At 73.6% G+C, this 13,748-nt stretch carries 12 protein-coding genes; 7 read left to right on the plus strand and 5 right to left on the minus strand.

Annotation, left to right across the window (positions count from 1 at the left end):
• Window positions 1-2: 2 nt before the first annotated feature.
• The gene (locus tag AB0J57_RS27510; RefSeq protein ID WP_366130989.1) at window positions 3-1,562 is read right to left on the minus strand and encodes an ABC transporter substrate-binding protein; all 1,560 of its coding nucleotides are present in this window, start codon (window positions 1,560-1,562) and stop codon (window positions 3-5) included.
• Window positions 1,563-1,779: 217 nt separating this feature from the next.
• On the opposite strand from AB0J57_RS27510, the gene AB0J57_RS27515 reads away from it, so the two are divergent.
• The 3 genes from AB0J57_RS27515 to AB0J57_RS27525 are packed head-to-tail and all read left to right on the plus strand — an operon-like array spanning window position 1,780 to window position 4,066.
• On the plus strand, window positions 1,780-2,415 hold the full coding sequence (locus tag AB0J57_RS27515) for an ABC transporter ATP-binding protein (RefSeq protein WP_366130991.1): 636 nt from the start codon (window positions 1,780-1,782) through the stop codon (window positions 2,413-2,415).
• On the plus strand, window positions 2,412-3,287 hold the full coding sequence (locus tag AB0J57_RS27520) for a metal ABC transporter permease (RefSeq protein ID WP_366130992.1): 876 nt from the start codon (window positions 2,412-2,414) through the stop codon (window positions 3,285-3,287). Before AB0J57_RS27515 ends, AB0J57_RS27520 begins: the two co-directional genes overlap by 4 nt.
• Window positions 3,233-4,066 carry a zinc ABC transporter substrate-binding protein gene (locus tag AB0J57_RS27525; RefSeq protein WP_366130993.1) on the plus strand — a complete coding sequence of 278 codons (834 nt, stop codon included), beginning with the start codon at window positions 3,233-3,235 and terminating at the stop codon, window positions 4,064-4,066. The genes AB0J57_RS27520 and AB0J57_RS27525 overlap by 55 nt, the downstream gene beginning before the upstream one ends.
• A gap of 63 nt (window positions 4,067-4,129) precedes the next feature.
• Here AB0J57_RS27525 and AB0J57_RS27530 read toward each other — a convergent pair whose 3' ends face one another.
• Window positions 4,130-5,794 (minus strand): class I adenylate-forming enzyme family protein, encoded by a 1,665-nt coding sequence (locus AB0J57_RS27530; RefSeq protein WP_366130995.1) that lies wholly within the window; start codon window positions 5,792-5,794, stop codon window positions 4,130-4,132.
• Entirely contained in the window at window positions 5,791-7,542 is a 1,752-nt protein-coding gene (locus tag AB0J57_RS27535; protein ID WP_366130997.1) for a CoA transferase, read from the minus strand. The genes AB0J57_RS27530 and AB0J57_RS27535 overlap by 4 nt, the downstream gene beginning before the upstream one ends.
• 124 nt (window positions 7,543-7,666) lie before the next feature.
• On the opposite strand from AB0J57_RS27535, the gene AB0J57_RS27540 reads away from it, so the two are divergent.
• Window positions 7,667-8,839: an acyl-CoA dehydrogenase family protein gene (locus AB0J57_RS27540; protein ID WP_366130998.1), complete on the plus strand. Its 1,173-nt coding sequence runs from the start codon at window positions 7,667-7,669 to the stop codon at window positions 8,837-8,839.
• Window position 8,840: 1 nt separating this feature from the next.
• On the opposite strand, the gene AB0J57_RS27545 is transcribed toward AB0J57_RS27540, so the two are convergent.
• Window positions 8,841-9,797 carry a sugar ABC transporter permease gene (locus AB0J57_RS27545; protein ID WP_366130999.1) on the minus strand — a complete coding sequence of 319 codons (957 nt, stop codon included), beginning with the start codon at window positions 9,795-9,797 and terminating at the stop codon, window positions 8,841-8,843.
• Entirely contained in the window at window positions 9,794-10,978 is a 1,185-nt protein-coding gene (locus AB0J57_RS27550) for an MFS transporter (protein WP_366131000.1), read from the minus strand. Before AB0J57_RS27550 ends, AB0J57_RS27545 begins: the two co-directional genes overlap by 4 nt.
• 192 nt (window positions 10,979-11,170) lie before the next feature.
• Between AB0J57_RS27550 and AB0J57_RS27555 the strand changes: the two genes are divergently transcribed.
• The 3 genes from AB0J57_RS27555 (at window position 11,171) to AB0J57_RS27565 (ending at window position 13,738) form a co-directional block, all read left to right on the plus strand.
• Window positions 11,171-11,830, plus strand: a complete 660-nt coding sequence (locus AB0J57_RS27555; RefSeq protein WP_366131002.1) for a hypothetical protein — start codon at window positions 11,171-11,173, stop codon at window positions 11,828-11,830.
• A 137-nt stretch (window positions 11,831-11,967) separates the two neighbouring features.
• Window positions 11,968-12,651, plus strand: a complete 684-nt coding sequence (locus AB0J57_RS27560; RefSeq protein WP_366131003.1) for a sigma-70 family RNA polymerase sigma factor — start codon at window positions 11,968-11,970, stop codon at window positions 12,649-12,651.
• An 82-nt stretch (window positions 12,652-12,733) separates the two neighbouring features.
• Window positions 12,734-13,738, plus strand: a complete 1,005-nt coding sequence (locus AB0J57_RS27565; protein WP_366131005.1) for an L-threonylcarbamoyladenylate synthase — start codon at window positions 12,734-12,736, stop codon at window positions 13,736-13,738.
• The last annotated feature ends 10 nt before the right edge of the window (window positions 13,739-13,748 follow it).

A 13,748-nucleotide genomic window follows, 5' to 3' on the forward strand; every position in this document is an offset into this window, starting at 1 on the left:
CGTCAGGCCAGCCACACCTTGTCGAAGCGGGCGGAGTCGAGGGTGTTGGGCGGGGCCTCCTTGATGCCGCGTACGCGGGAGGAGGCCGCGTTCAGCCAGTCCGGGTGGCCCCAGATCAGCAGGCCGCCCTCGTCGTGGACGGTGCCCTGCAACTGGCCGTAGAGCTTGGTGCGTTCGCCCTCGTCGGTGGTGGACTGGGCCTTGGCGAAGGTGGCGTCGAAGTCCTTGCGGCGCCAGCCGGAGGCGTTGAACGCCGACTTCGTGAGGAGCCGGTCGTTGATGTAGGTGGGGATCGTCATGGCGCCGGAGCGGTGGCTGCCCATCACCCCCTTGGTGAGCTGGTCCTTGAAGTACGTCTCCGAGGAACCGGTGGTGACCTTGATCCGCAGGCCCGCGTCGGCGGCCTGCTCGGCGAAGAGGGTCGCCGCCTCGACGAAGCCGTTGGCCACCGAGGAGGTGTAGATGGACAGCGTCTTGTTCAGTACGCCGGCCTTCTTCAGCAGGGCGCGTGCCTCCGCGACGTCACGCGTGCGCTGCGGGATGTCCTCGGGGTAGTACTGGTAGCCCTTGCCGAACATGTCGTTGCCGACGACGCCCTGCCCGGCCAGGACGACCTCGACCAGCTTCTGACGGTCGGCGAGCAGCTTGAACGCCAGGGTGACATCGGGGTTGTCGAAGGGCTCCTGGTCGCACTTCATGACGATGGCGTGGGCCGTGCTGCCCTTGGCGGCGACGATCCGGACGGACTTGTCGGCGGCGGCGGTACGGGCGAAGGTCGGCGTCATCTCGTAGCCGTACTCCGCCTCGCCTCCCCGCAGGGCGTTGCCGCGCGCGTCGGCGTCGGCGGACAGGATGCGCAGCTCGTCGACGTACGCCCCGCCGTCCCAGTGGTCGTCGAACCGCTCGGCGACGAAGGACCGGCCGGCCTGGAAGGACTTCAGCCGGAACGCCCCGGTGCCGACGGGCTTGGCCGGGTCGCGGTACCGGGCACTGACGATGGCGGTGCCCAGCGTGCCCAGCAGCGCGGGCAGTTCGGCGCTCGGACGACTGAGCGCGATCTCGACCGTGTTCTTGCCGGTACCCCGGCTCTTCTTCAGGTCGATGACCGACAGCAGGCCCTGCGCGAAGTGGCTGGTCGCCTTCGGGTCGAGGATGCGGCCGAAGCTGAACAGCACGTCCTCGGGCGTGAGCTTCTTCCCGTCGTGGAAGAGCGCCTCCCGGAGGGTGAACCGCCACACGGTCGCGTCGGCGTTGGCCTCCCACTTCTCGGCGAGCCGGGGGACCGGCGCCATGTTGGCGTCCAGGTCCACGAGCCGGTCGAACAGCGCCTTGGTACGCGCCATGTCGATGGCGAGGGCCTCGGCGTGCGGGTCGATGGTCTCAAGCTCACCGCCGCCCGTGAACAGGGCACGGAACTGGCCGCCGCGCTTGGGTGCCGCCTTCCCGTCGGCCGCGGTGCCGCTCCCGGCGCCGGATCCGCAGCCGGTGAGGGCCAGGGCCCCGGCCGTACCGGCGGCACCGGCCAGGGCGAGGAACTCTCGGCGGTTCCGGAATGTCGACATGCTGCTCCCAGATCACTTGGCGTGGACTGCGCGCACGGACATCCCGTGGCAGGAGGCGTGAGGGGGCCGTGGCGGGCAAAGCTTTACTCAAACGAAAATGATTGTCAATACCGTCTGACGGTTCGTGGGCCGGCACGCCCCCGGCCGGATTGGCCCTCGTCGGCGGGAACCAGCGCCCTTCCCCCTCCGACTCCTCCTGGAGATCGAGGGAGGTGGAATGGACGGTCTGGATGTGCGGATGCGCGGCGTCGACTGCCGGCACGGGCGGGTGGACGCCGTCCGGGATGTGGATCTCGACGTCCCGGGCGGCGAGCGCGTGGCGCTGACCGGCACCAACGGCTCGGGCAAGACCACGCTGCTGCGGGCGGTGCTGGGCCTGCACCGGCAGGCGGCCGGGGAGATCCGGGTCGGGGGCCGCACGGCCCTGTCGGCGGCCGAGTGGGCGTGGCGGCGACGGGTGTGCGCGTGGATTCCGCAGAAGCCGGCGGCCGGCCGGTTCCCCCTGCTGGGCGGGGAACTGCTGGCGAGCAGTGGTGCGACCGCGGAGGCCGTCGAGGCGGCGGCGAAGCTCGGTGTCGGGCACCTGGTCGGCAGGGCGTTGCACACGCTGTCCGGGGGCCAGTTGCAGCGCATGTACCTGGCCCGGGCGGTGGGCTGTGTCGCGGCGGGAGCCGGTGTGCTGCTGGCGGACGAGCCCACCGCCGCGCTCGACTTCTCCGGGCAGGAGGAGGCGACCGACGTCCTGCTGTCGCTGCCGGTCACCCTGATCGTGGTGACGCACGACCGGGCGCTGGCCGCGCGCTGTGAGCGGGTGGTGGAGATGGCCGCGGGGCAACTGCGGGAGGTCGCGTGACGCTCGCCGCCGATCTCGGCCAGCTTCTCCAGCTCGTCCCCGTGCAGAGGGCGGGGATCACGCTGCTGTTGGCGGCCGTCGGCCTGCCGGTCGTCGGTGTGGTGATCGTGGGGCTGGACATCATGCCGGTGCGGTTCGCCATGATGCACGTGGCGCTGCTGGGCATCGCCGTGGGCATGCTGACCGGCCTCGACCCCATGCTGTGCGCGCTGGTGGCGTGCGCGCTCGCCGGAGCCGGCGTCGCCCCCCTGGCCCGTACACCGGACGGCCTGTCCGGGGCGATGGGGCTGCTGATGAGCCTCGCCATCGCGGCGGCCCTGTTGCTGCTGGCCGTCTCGGGTGTCAACGCCTCGGGGGCGTTCGCGCTGTTGTGGGGCTCGATCCTCTCGGTCGGCACCCCGGACCTGGTGGTCGTCGGTGCGCTCGCCGTGGCCGTGCCCGCACTGTTCTGGTGGCGACGACGCGACCTCGCACTGCTGCTGTACGACCGTGAACTCGCCCTGTCGTCGGGCGTGCCCGTGCAGCGGCTCACCCTGCTGCTGCTCGTACTGGTCGCGGTGGCGGTCGGGGGCGCGATCAAACTGACCGGCGCCCTGCTCGTCGACGCCCTCACGCTGCTGCCCGCGCTCGCCGCCCGCCGGCTCGGCACGTCGCTGACGTCGATCACCGTCTGGGCCGTCGGCATCGGCGTCGTGGTCAACCTGACCGGCTTCCTCGTGGCCCTCACCCTGGACCTGCCGCCCGGGCCGGTCCTCGTCCTGACAGCGGGGGCCGTGGTCCTCGCCGTCCATCTCGTACCCGAACGGAGAATCAGCTCATGGCGCGCACCCGCGTCCGCATCGTCCACCGCATCGTCACCTCCCTCGCACTGACCGCCGGGCTCGCCCTGACGGCCGCCTGCGGTGCGTCGGACGGGCCCTCGCCGGGCTCGTCGTCCGGCGGAAAGTCCGGCGGCAAGCACGGGCACGACGGGTCGCCGGTGGTCGTGGCCACCACGACCTGGGAAGGGGCGTTCGCGAAGGCGGCGGGCGCGAAGGACGTCAAGGTGATCGTTCCGCAGTCCGTGCACCACGCGCCCGACTACGACCCCAAGCCGTCGGACCTGGCGGCGGTGGCCGAGGCCGACTTCGTGCTGTACGCGCCCTTCGAGCCGTACGCCGAGAAGATCAAGGAAGCGGCGGGCTCCAAGGCGGAGCTGGTCGAGGTGGCCCTCGACAACGACGCCGACAAGGTGACCGCCGAAGTGGCGCGGCTGGGCGAGAAGTTCGGCACGCGGGACGCCGCCGCGAAGTGGAAGGCCTCCTTCGGCACCGAGTACGCCAAGCTCCAGGCCGACCTGAAGGCCGCCTGGCCGGGCGGGAAGGCCCCGGTCGTGGTGTCCCAGGTCTTCACCGCGTGGTCGGCGAAGATGGCCGGCGCGAACGTCGTCGGGACGTACGGTCCGGAGGCCGTGACCGCCGCGCAGCTCGCCGAACTCTCCGCGAAGAAGCCCGCGCTGGTGCTGGACAACGCGCACATGTCCACCGGGGTGGCGCTGCCGGGCGCGGGCGTGAAGCAGGTGAAGATCGTCAACTACCCGGGCGAGGACCTCGATCTGCTGCCGGTGTACCGGAACGCGGCCACCGCCGTGAAGCGGGCCATGGCCGGTTGACCAGCGGTGCGATGGGGGGGCGGGGCCACACCGGGGATGCGGTCCCGCCCCCCTTCGCTCGTATCAGGCGGTCTGGGGCACCGGCGCGGCGAACCGTCCCCGCAGCGCGGCCCGGTCGGGCTTGCCCGCCGGTGTGAGCGGCAGGGCATCCAGGATCAGCAGCCGCTCCGGGTGCTTGCGGCGCTCCAGCCCCCGGCCGTCGAGATGGGCGCCCAGCTCCTCCAGCGTGGGCGCCGCCCGCCCGTCGCGGGCCACCACGCAGGCCGCCAGCCGCTCACCCATCAGCGGGTCCGGCACCCCGACGCACACCACGTCACGGATCAGCGGATGCGAGGCCAGCTCCACCTCGACCTCGGCGGGGCTGATGTTGGCGCCCCCGCGTATGACCACGTCCTTCAGCCTGCCGACGACACGCAGCGTGCCGTCCTCGTCCAGCAGCCCGAGGTCCCCGGTGCGCACCCACCCGTCCGTGGTGCGGTAGCGGGCGTCGAGCTCGGGGGCGCCGACGTAACACAGCGGGGTCATCGGCCCGCGCGCGACGATTTCACCGACCACGCCGATCGGCACCTCCTCCAGGGCGGGCGCGTCGGGGACCGCGATGCGGATGTCCGCGACCCGCGGGTCCGGGCGCCCGGCCAGCACCCCCGGCCCCTCCGTGGCCACGGGGTGCTCGGTCAGCCCCGTATGGCAGTTGACCCCGTCGGCCGACCCGTACAGGTTCACCACCGGGCAGCCGAAGACCTGCCGTGCCTCCTCGGCGGTGGCGGCGTCGAGCACCGAACCGCCCAGGACCAGTGCGGTAGGGGAGGGCAGTGACCGGGGCGCCTCGGCGAGCCGGTCCAGCATCATCCGGATCATGGTCGGCACTCCCAGCACATGCGTCGGCTCGTGCGCGACGATGGCGTCCAAGGCCGCCTCGGGCGTGAAGTGGTCGAGCAGCACCAGCGTTCCGCCGTGCCGGGCGAGCGCGACAGCCGTGCCGTTGCTGCCGAACGCGGAGGCGAGCGGCACCAGGAACAGGCAGCGCGGCGGCCGGCCGCCCTCCGGTATCAGCGAGGCGAGGAAGTTACCCCGGCCGCCCGCGAGGGCGTTGTGCGAGTACGCGACCATCTTCGGCTCCGCTTCCGAGCCGGAGGAGACCAGGATGCGGGCGGCCGAGTCGGGGTCGGGGCGGGCCGGCCGGAACGCCGTCGGGTCGGCGCGCAGCAGACGGGACAGCGGGACACTGCCCTCGGGCACGGTGTCCGGCGCTCCGGCGGCGATCACCGTACGCAGGGCGGGGAGTTCGTCGCCCAGGGCGAGGAGGCAGTCGGCGTGGTGGCACCCCCGGTGCTCGGTGACCGTGATCACCGCCACCGCTTCCGAGCGGCCGAGCAGCGAGGCGGCCTCCCGTACCCCGCGCCCGACCGGGAAGGGCAGGGCGACGGCGCCGAGCGCGGCGAGGGCGAGGTCGGCGATGACGGCGTTGCGGCCCGCCGGGAGCTGGACGCCGACCACGTCGCCCGGCCGGATGCCCAGCTCGGTGAGCCCGGCGGCCAGCGAGCGGACCTTGCGGTCCAGGGCGGTGTAACAGAGCTTGCCCTTGGCGTCGATGAGAGCGGTGCGGTGGGGGCCGGCGATCTGCTGGGCCCGGTAGAGGCTGTAGAGGTCGAGGTCCGGGCAGGTGCCCTCGGCCGCCCACGAGCGGCGCAACTGTGCGGGCAGAAGGTCGTTCAGGGCCACGGTCATGCGAAGCTCCAGGGGTCGGGAACAGCGGGAGCACCGTGCGCGTCCCGGCTGATCGAGCCGGCGAAGCGCGGGTCGTGGTGCAGGTCGGCGAGGTCGGTGGTGACGGCGGTGGCGGTCACGCCGTGGTCGCGCAGGTGGGCCGGCGCTTCGCCCGTGGGCAGTCCGCTCACGTCGTGGGCGGCGGCGGGGGAGGCGTGGCCGTCCGCCGGGGCCACCCAGCCGTCGGCGGTCGGAAGGGGGCGCCGGAACCCGGCCGGGCGGCGTGGGTCACCTCCTGCGGCGGCCCGCTGCCGGGCGGGCGCGGTGAGCACGTCGGCGGCACCGAGCAGCGAGGAGTCGACACGTACGCCGCTGCCGGTGCGTTCGCGCAACAGCAGCCCCGCGAGCACCGCTTCCGCGCCGAGCAGCCCTCCCAGGACGTCGAGCAGCGTCATGAGCGAGGGCGCGGGCGGCTCGTCCACCGGCCGTACGGCTTCACCGACGCCGGTGCGGGCCTGGACCATGAAGTCCGTGCCCATGGGAGCGCCGGGCAGCCGGTCCGCCCAGCCGCTGGTGTACGCGTAGACGAGGGCGGGATTGGCGGCGGCCAGGTGCTCGTGGTCGAGGCCGAGCTGGGCCGCCTTGCCGGGCGCCCAGTTGTGCAGGAAGACATCGGCTTCGGCGGCCATGCCGACCAGCCGGCGGCGGTCGGCGGGGGACTTGATGTCGACCTCGACGGCCCGCTTGCCCCGGTTGAGGGCCAGCCAGCGGGCGGAGACGCCGGAGCAGGCCGGCGGCATCCCGCGCAGAGGGTCGCCGCCCGGCGGCTCGATACGGACGACGTCGGCACCGAGCAGGCCCAGCAGGTGCGCGGCAAGTGGCGCCTGGATGCGGCGCCCGGCCTCCAGCACGGTCATACCGGCGAGCGGCGCCTGCCCGGTGGCGGGCCGCCCGGTGTACGAGGCGTCGTGCGGCCGCAGCGACCAGGGCGGTGCGTCGTCGATGCCCCGGTCGGCGAGGCGGCGGAGGGGGCAGACTTCGGCGCCGGAGGTCTCAGCCGCGTACCGGACGCGCTCCCACGTGCTCGCCCGGGCCGTGGCGTGCAGGGGCTCGGGGAAGGGCGCGCAGGCGGTGGCGTAGCGGAACTGGAACGGCCGCCATCCGGCCCGTATCGCCTGCTCCGGGGCGTCGAGCGCCCGCCAGAACGCCGCCCATGCACCCGGGTCGAGCGTCTCCAGCTCGAAGACGGTCCCGTCCGCGGCAGTGAACGGCGGGCCACCGGGCGCCACTTCCGCCGCCTCCCCCTCATCGGCTCCCGCAGCCGCGAGGTACTGGGATACGGCCAGCAGCCCGGCCCGGTCCGCGTACGTCGACACCCGCGCGACGCCGCCACCGCGCGCCCGGGCGACCAGTCCGGCCAGCAGGCCCTGCACGGTGAGCACGGCGGTGGCGGTGGCTGCGTAGTCGACGCCCAGGCCACGCGGCGAGCCGTCGCGCCGGCCGTGGACCGCCATGATGCCGGTGGCGGCCTGCACGGTCGCTTCGTCGCACAGCTCCCCGGCACGGTCGGACCACGCGGTACGCGCGGTGACCGCACCCAACTCGGCTCCGGCGATGCTTACTTCGTCACCCACAGAGCCCTCTGCGTGAGCGCCCAGCAGCCGCAGATGCTCCGCGACCAGGCCGGCGCCGGGGCCCGGCGGCCCGGAAGCCTCCAGGCGCAACCCGTCGAGCGGCCGCACCGTCCGCGCGGTGGCTGGTGACGCCATGGTTCTCCCCCTCCTGGGACCTACGTGTACGCGGGAACCGGGGAGACGTCGCCTCCGACCAGTTCCACGGAGCAGGCAGTCGGACAGCCGTTCCCATGGGTTCCCGGAAAGCTGGAGGAATGTGATGGCACGGTATGAAGGCGGCCCCCAATGCCCGGCCGAGGTCGCCGGTTTGAGGGACCGGATCACCGGCTTCGTCCGCGACCGGGTCATGCCGTGCGAGACGGTGCTCGACCGGGGCGGTCCCGAAGCGGCCGCCACGCTGCGCAGGCTCCAGGACGAGGCCAAGGAGCAGGCGCTCTGGGCACTGCCCCTCCCGGCCGATCTGGGCGGCCAGGGGCTGCCGCTGCTGTCGTACGCGCACCTCGCCGAGGCCGAGGGGGCCGGCGACCATGGGCCCGCCGCCCTGGGGTCGGCGCCGCTGCTGGACGTCCTCATGCTGCGGCGGCACGGCAGTCCGGCGGTGCGCGAGCGGTACCTCAAGGCGCTGGTCGCCGGGGAGATCCGCGCCTGTTACGCGATGACCGAACCCGATGCGCCGGGCACCGACCCCTTCCTCACCGCGACCCGCGCCGAGCAGGGCCCGGACGGCCGCTGGACGGTGACCGGCCGCAAGTGGTTCACCAGCGGGGCCGCGGACGCCGACCTGGTCACCGTCCTCGCCCGCACCGACGGTGTGGCGCCGGACCGGGACGGGCTGTCCCTGCTGCTGGTGCCCACCAGTGCCCCCGGCTTCCGCGTGACGCGCGAGCTGCCGGTGTGGGGCGCGGCGGGCCAGGCGGAGATCGAACTGGACGGAGTCGTGGTCGACGCCGGCCATCTGCTCGGCGAGCGGGGGCAGGCGCTCGCCATCGCGGCCGAACGCCTCCAACTGGGCCGCACCCTGCGCTCTTTGCGCTGGCTGGGCCAGGCGCGGCGCGCCTTCGACCTGATGAGGGAGCGGGCGATGACCCGTACGCGATCACGCGGACCGCTCGGCGATCTCCAGCTCGTCCAGCAGCACGTCTTCGAGGCGCTGCTCGCCCTGCGGACCACCCGCCCCCTGGTCTTCGAGGCCGTGGCCCGCCTCGACGCCGGACTGGACGCCCATGTGGAGGTGGGCCTCGCGAAGGTCGCGGCCGCCCGCGCGCTCCAGCGGGTCGCCGACTCCGCGATCCAGGTGTTCGGGGCGGCGGGCCTCGGCCCCGACACCCCCCTTCCGGCCCTCTTCCGCACGGGCCGCGCGGCGCGCATCCTCGACGGCCCGGACGAACTGCACATCGCCTCGGTGGCCCGGCGGGTCCTGCGAGAGGACTGACCTACACCTCACGCGGATCGATGAGCCCGGTCATCGCGGCGAGCACGCAGGCCAGGAAGAAGGTCCCCCACACCACTTCATGCCGTACGGCGACGCCCTCGCCGAGGTCGTAGCAGCCGTCGAGCAGCCGTCCGTCGTCCGTCAGGTGTACGCGGACGAGCTCGCCCAGTACTGCTTCGGCCTGCTCCCGCCGGCCGAGTTTGAGGAGCGCCCACGCGGTGATCGCTGCGGCGGAGGTGTCGACGGGGCCGTCCGGCCGGTCCTCGTCGGCGAGCGGGATCAGCCGCTCGGGAATCAGCCCCGGCATATCCGCACGCCCCGCGGCCCCGGCCACCGCGAGCAGCAGCCAGGCACGCCCCCTGCTCCACCCCGGCGGCGGTTCGGCGTACGCCGACCAGCCGGCCCCCGCGTCGAACCGCGACGCCGGTCGGAATCCGCCCTCGCCGCAGCACAGCCGCAGATGCGTCCCCAGATGCGACTCGGCCGCTTCCGCGTCCACCGTGGCCAGCAACGGCACCATCCCCGGGACGCCGTCCACGCGTGCCAGCAGCCGCGGCCCGCCGAAGGCGGATCCCCATGGCACGAGCCCGAGTTCCGGGTCGTACGCCTCCAGGCACGCCCGGGCCGCCCGCTCGCGCAACCGCCCCGCCCGCTCATCGCCGAGGGCCGTCCCGTACCAGAAGACGAGCCCACGGGTCGCCGTGTCGGCCACCACCCAGTCCGTCAACCGCTCGGTCACGTCCCTCGCCGCGTCCCGGTCGTACGCGGCGCCCGTGTGCCGCGCCCGCAGCCACAGCAGCCCCGCCCAGAACCCGCCGGTCCACGAGCCCCGGCCCGTCGTCGTCCACCGCCCCGTGTCCGGCTCCGCGAACAGCGGGAAACGCTCACCGGTCGCAGCCCGCGTGGCCGCCACCCGGCCCAGCACGGCGGCCAGAGCCCGCCCGTACAGCACCGTCACGACTCCGCCCGACGGTCCCGTACCGCCCACAACAGCGCCACCGCGCACGCACCCGCGAACTCCCCCGCCACCAGCAGCCAGCCCGCACCGTAATGCCCGGCCTCGGCCAGCAGACCGAACAACGGCGGCCCGACCGCGAACCCGGCGAAGAAGCCGGCCGACACCAGCGCCGAGTCCTGCCCCGCCCGGCCGGGCGCGGCGCGCTGCATCACCAGCACCATCGACACGGCGTTGCCCGCGACCGCGAACACCCCCATGGCCACCGCCGCGACCCACGCCAGTGGCCGGACGTGCGTCGCCACCAACAGGAGCAGCGCCGCGCCGACCGCGCCCGCCGCCAACACACCCGGCAGCCACACGGCCCGGCCCGGCCGTCCGGCCACCTTCGACCACCCCACCCGGCCGGCGATACCCGCCACACCGAGTACGGCGACGAGCGCGCCCGCCGCCGTCGGTCCGAGGCCGAGCCGCTGGACACCGTAGAGCGCCACGTACGTGTTGACGGAGGCGATGCCGCATCCCAGAAGCAGCGAGAACACCATCAGCCACGCGATCATCCCCCGCGGCACCAGCGCGAGACGTGCGCCGGCGGACGCGGCCGGGCGGTCCACCGGCAGTACCCGCACCGCCCACAGGGCCCCGACGGCCGCCGCGCCCGCCGCCACCCACACCGCGCCCCGCCACCCGGCGACGGCGGCCAGCGCGGCGAGCGGCAGCCCCGCCGCGAAGGCGCCCAACTGCACACCGGACTGCTTCAGCCCGGTCACCGGACCGCGCCGCTCGGGCGGCACCACGGCCAGGATCGCCTTGTTGGTCGCGGGGTTGGCCAGCGCCTGCGGAAGCCCGCCCAGCGCCACCGCGAGCAGCAGCACCGCCGCGCCCGGAGCGGCACCGATCAGCACCAGGGCGACCGCCGACCCCAGGAACAGCGCCACCAGACACCGGCGTGGCCCCCATCGGTCCACCACCCGCCCTCCGGCCGGGGAGAGCGCGGCCGCCGCGCCGAAACCGATGGTGGTCGTCAGTCCCAGCACGGTGGGGGAGATGCCCAGTTCGGTGACGAGGCGGGGGCCCAGGGCTCCCAGCAGGAACAGTTGCATCATCGAGAACGCCATGGCGCAGGTCAGGAGCGCCGTGAGAGCCCGGCCGCCGTGCTTCTTCACTGCTGCTTCCGCTGCCACGGACGCCCCTTCCCTTGCCTCGGGCCTGTGCCGGGAGGTCTCCCGAGCGTCAACAGAAGTCGACTCGGGACCACCACAAGTTCCCTGTAATTCAGGTGACTTGGCTCACAAGCGTGATGCTGAGCGCGGAAGAGGATTTCTTCCGTACCGCACCTTCGAAGCCGGTGACACGGATGCGAGGATGTGGCCGTCATGAGTGGAGAGTGGGTGTCTCGCGCGGTACGGGCTGCGGTCTTCGCGGCCGTCTGCGTGCTGCTCGCCGCGCTCGGCCACATCCTCATGTCGGAGGCCACGGTCCCCTGGTGGGCCCTGGCGGCGGGGACCCTGGCCGTCGGCGGAGTGGCGTGGGCTCTCACCGGGTGTGAGAGAGGGCTGCTCGCGGTCACCTCGGTCGCCGTCGTGACCCAGGGAGCGCTGCACGCCGGTTTCTCCCTGGTTCAGACGACAGCACCGGCCCGCACCAGCGCGCACATGTCCCCCGGATCCATGGGGCACACGCACATGGGGCACGCGACCATGGGCTCCCACGACACGTACGCAGCCGAAGCCACGGGCCACGCTGTGCACGGCGCGGGCTCGACGTCCTCGACGGGCATGCTGGCCGCCCACCTGCTGGCGGCCCTGCTCTGCGGCCTGTGGCTCGCGCACGGCGAGCGGGCCGCCTTCCGCATCCTCCGAGCCTGCGCCGGCTGGCTCCTCGCCCCGCTGCGCCTGGTGCTGCGGCTGCCCACGCCGCCGCACCGTCCGCGTGTCCGGGCCCGCCGTGAACACCCGGCCCGCACGCCGCACCGACTGCTCCTCGCCAGTGCTCTCACCTTCCGGGGTCCGCCCACGGGAACCGCTGTCATCTGACAGCCGGCTCCCCGAAGCCTCCCGCTTCGGGCATCGGCCGCGCGACGCGACGCGCGGCCGTACGACATCACCGGATCCCCCCGGCCGAGGCCGGTTCGGCGGATCCGGACCGGAACTTCCGAGAAGGACACCAGGCGATGACCCCTGCCCTGCTCCAGTCCAGGCCGCGATGTGCCGACGGAGAACGGCACGACGACGCGTCGATAACGGCATGGGCGCTGGCCGCCCGAAGTGGCGACCGCGAGGCGGTCGACCGCTTCGTACGCGCCCTGCAGCGTGACGTACGGCGGTATGTGACGTTCCTCAGCGCAGACCCGCAGGCGGCCGATGACCTGACCCAGGAGACGTTTCTGAGAGCCCTGGGCAGCCTGCACCGCTTCGAGGGCCGCTCCTCCGCCCGCACCTGGCTGCTCTCCATCGCACGCCGCACGGTGGTCGACAGCCTTCGGTACGCCGCCGCTCGCCCCCGCTTGTCGGACACGGACGACTGGCTGACCGCTGCCGAGCGTTCCCAGGGCCGCGGCCTGCCCGGGTTCGACGACGGCGTGGCGCTCGCCGAACTGCTCGCCCTGCTGCCCGACGAACGCCGCGAAGCCTTCGTCCTCACCCAGATGCTGGGCCTGCCGTACGCCGAAGCCGCGCTCGCCAGCGGCTGCCCGGTCGGCACGGTCCGCTCCCGTGTCGCCCGCGCCCGTACGGCACTGATCGAGCTGCTGTACGACGCCGAGAACGTCCGCGCACCCGGGGAACGACCGGCGTCACCGCTACCGCGAACGTCGCCGTCCCGGCCGATTGTGGCTTTGCTGAGCTCCGCGGCTTGATCTCGGGCCGGACCCGTCACCGGGGGTCATCCACCGCGACCTTGAGCGGTTGACCAGCCGGGGCAGTGAGAGGATTACCAGGGTGACGGCAAGAACCAGTGACATCGAGAAGGCGGCCGGTGTGCTGCGCGCCGGGGGCCTCGTGGCCTTCCCGACCGAAACGGTCTATGGTCTGGGCGCCAATGCCGAGGATCCCGCCGCCGTGGCGCGCATCTTCCAGGTAAAGGGACGCCCGCCCTCCCACCCCCTGATCGTCCACATCGGCGGAGCGGAGGGCCTGGACGACTGGGTCGAGGACGTGCCCGCGACCGCGCGCTTGCTGGCCGAACACTTCTGGCCGGGGCCGCTGACGCTGGTCCTGCGGCGCGGTCGCCGGGTGCCCCTCGAAGCGACTGGCGGGCTGGAGACGGTGGCCGTGCGCGTGCCGGACCACCCCGTGGCACTCGGGTTGCTGTCGGCCTTCGGCGGCGGGGTGACGGCCCCGTCCGCCAACCGCTTCGGGTCGGTCAGCCCCACGACGGCGGACCACGTCCGAGCGGAGCTTGGTGATGCCGTCGACTTCGTGCTGGACGGCGGCCCCTGCGAGGTCGGCGTCGAATCCACCATCGTCGACGTCACAGGCGGTGCCCCCAGCGTCCTTCGGCCCGGCGGGGTGACCCGCGAGGATCTCGAAGCGGTTCTGGGCCGCCCGCTCGCCGTCCACTCGACGAGCCCCGTCCGGGTCCCGGGCCAGCACCCGTCCCACTACGCGCCGCGGGCGCGGGTCGTCCTCATCGAGCCCGAGAAGGTCGTCGCCGAAGCGGAGCTCGCGCAGAAGCTGGGGCACCGGGTCGGCGTGCTTCTTCCCCCCTCCTTCGCCGGTGCCCCGGTGAAGGCGCACGCCGTGGTGGCGGTCCCCGGTTCGATGGCCTCCTACGCGCGCGGGCTGTACGGGTTCCTGCGCGAACTCGACCAGCGGGGATGCGACCTCATCGTCGCCTCCTTGCCGGTGGAGGAGGGGCTGGGACTGGCGGTCGCCAACCGGCTGAGCCGCGCCGCGGGGCCCCGGCCCCCGAGCAAGGACGTGCCGGACCTTCAAGAACGCTGACGGCCCGGCA

It is taken from the genome of Streptomyces sp. NPDC049837, assembly GCF_040674455.1.
Classification (GTDB): domain Bacteria; phylum Actinomycetota; class Actinomycetes; order Streptomycetales; family Streptomycetaceae; genus Streptomyces.

What these genes read in the sequence shown, in the direction of transcription:
- AB0J57_RS27510 (WP_366130989.1), bottom strand. Translation starts at nt 1,562, where the DNA reads ATGTCGACATTCCGGAACCGCCGAGAGTTCCTCGCCCTGGCCGGTGCC.
- AB0J57_RS27515 (WP_366130991.1), top strand. Translation starts at nt 1,780, where the DNA reads ATGGACGGTCTGGATGTGCGGATGCGCGGCGTCGACTGCCGGCACGGG.
- AB0J57_RS27525 (WP_366130993.1), top strand. Translation starts at nt 3,233, where the DNA reads ATGGCGCGCACCCGCGTCCGCATCGTCCACCGCATCGTCACCTCCCTC.
- AB0J57_RS27530 (WP_366130995.1), bottom strand. Translation starts at nt 5,794, where the DNA reads ATGACCGTGGCCCTGAACGACCTTCTGCCCGCACAGTTGCGCCGCTCG.
- AB0J57_RS27535 (WP_366130997.1), bottom strand. Translation starts at nt 7,542, where the DNA reads ATGGCGTCACCAGCCACCGCGCGGACGGTGCGGCCGCTCGACGGGTTG.
- AB0J57_RS27540 (WP_366130998.1), top strand. Translation starts at nt 7,667, where the DNA reads ATGGCACGGTATGAAGGCGGCCCCCAATGCCCGGCCGAGGTCGCCGGT.
- AB0J57_RS27555 (WP_366131002.1), top strand. Translation starts at nt 11,171, where the DNA reads ATGAGTGGAGAGTGGGTGTCTCGCGCGGTACGGGCTGCGGTCTTCGCG.
- AB0J57_RS27560 (WP_366131003.1), top strand. Translation starts at nt 11,968, where the DNA reads ATGACCCCTGCCCTGCTCCAGTCCAGGCCGCGATGTGCCGACGGAGAA.